At 68.4% G+C, this 1,318-nt stretch carries 2 protein-coding genes; both read right to left on the minus strand.

Annotated elements, in window-relative coordinates; all coding sequences use genetic code 11:
* Nucleotides 1–105: 105 nt before the first annotated feature.
* Nucleotides 106–798, minus strand: coding sequence for a GAF and ANTAR domain-containing protein (locus tag ABZ854_RS37245; protein WP_361220497.1), 693 nt, complete (start codon nt 796–798; stop codon nt 106–108).
* Between the two features lie 307 nt (nt 799–1,105).
* On the minus strand, nt 1,106–1,318 hold a 213-nt coding region (locus ABZ854_RS37250; protein ID WP_361220500.1), incomplete at its 5' end, for an adenosylhomocysteinase.

Below are 1,318 nucleotides of genomic sequence, written 5' to 3' on the forward strand. Positions count from 1 at the left end.
CCGGTCCGGCAACAACGGCTCGATGCGCGCCCACTGGGCGTCAGTCAGCGACACACCAGACCAACGATCCGATGATCTGAAAGAAACGGCCTAGGGCGGGGTGTGTCAGTTCAGGCCGCCCCGCTCGGTGACGCGGCGGGCCACCTCGCGCAGCTTGATGTTGTTCTCCTGCGAGTAGCGGCGCAGCACGTTGAAGGCCTGTTCCTCGGTGATGCGGTGGCTGCCCATGAGGATGCCCATGGCCTCGCCGATGGCGTGCCGGGTGACGACGGCCTGCTCCAGCTGGGCGTGGGTGCGGGCGCTGGAGAAGGCTACGGCGGCGTGCGAGGCCAGCAGCCAGCCGGCCGTCTCGCTGGCGTCGGTGAAGACGCCCGGTTCGCGGGAGTAGACGTTGAGCGCGCCGAGCTCCTCCTCCTCGGTGAAGAGCAGGAAACCCATCATGCTGCCGACGCCCAGCTTGCGGGCCTCGGGGACGTAGGTGGGCCACTTCTCGCTGGGCTCGTTGAAGTCGTGGATGCGGAACACCCGCTCGTCGTTCTCGGTGTGCGCTACGTCGTAGCAGGGGCCCTCGTGAAGGCGTTCCTGGAGGTTGTCGCTGTCGATGACGAGCTGGTCCGTGGGGGCGAGGGTCTGGGCGCCCTTGGGGTGCAGCAGGAGGATGCCGGCCGCGTCGCAGCCCTCGACGAGTTCGGTGGCGCAGCCGGTGATCCGGTCCAGCGTGGCGGTCAGCGAGTCCTGTGCCAGCAGCTCGCGCGCCATGTCCGCCATCTGTCGCGCGAAAGCGCACCAGTCCTCCATCGCCGGCCCTCCGTCCCGTCCGTGGTCATGGAACCGACTACTGCCCACTCCCCACCATCCCACCCCGACGGGCGGACGGTGCGACCACCTGGCCGTTGGACACGGAGAGTAGCCTTATGGTCGCGGGAGTGGGCTCAAGACGTGCGGAAGCGCGCGGCGCGGGGCCGTGCGAGGGGCCGCCTCAGTCGATTCCCCGGACGATGTGGGACTCGGCCGGGTCCTCGTCCACCCCGGCCAGGTGCAGCACGGGGAATTGGGCTTCTTCCTGGTGGTCGGGGTTCATGGCTGACTCCTCGGGGTGATGTGATCAGTAGCGGTAGTGGTCCGGTTTGTAGGGGCCGTCGATCTCGACGCCGATGTACGACGCCTGCTCCGGGCGGAGCCGGGTCAGCTTGACGCCGAGCGCGTCCAGGTGGAGCCGGGCTACCTTCTCGTCCAGGTGCTTGGGCAGCACGTACACGCCGATCGGGTACTCGTCGGGCTTGGTGAACAGCTCGATCTGCGCCAGCGTCTGGTCCGC

Origin of the sequence: Streptomyces sp. NPDC047028 (assembly GCF_040644095.1) — a bacterium.
Taxonomy (GTDB): domain Bacteria; phylum Actinomycetota; class Actinomycetes; order Streptomycetales; family Streptomycetaceae; genus Streptomyces.

Coding starts and splice junctions, on each gene's coding strand:
- ABZ854_RS37245 (WP_361220497.1), bottom strand. CDS start 798: ATGGAGGACTGGTGCGCTTTCGCGCGACAGATGGCGGACATGGCGCGC.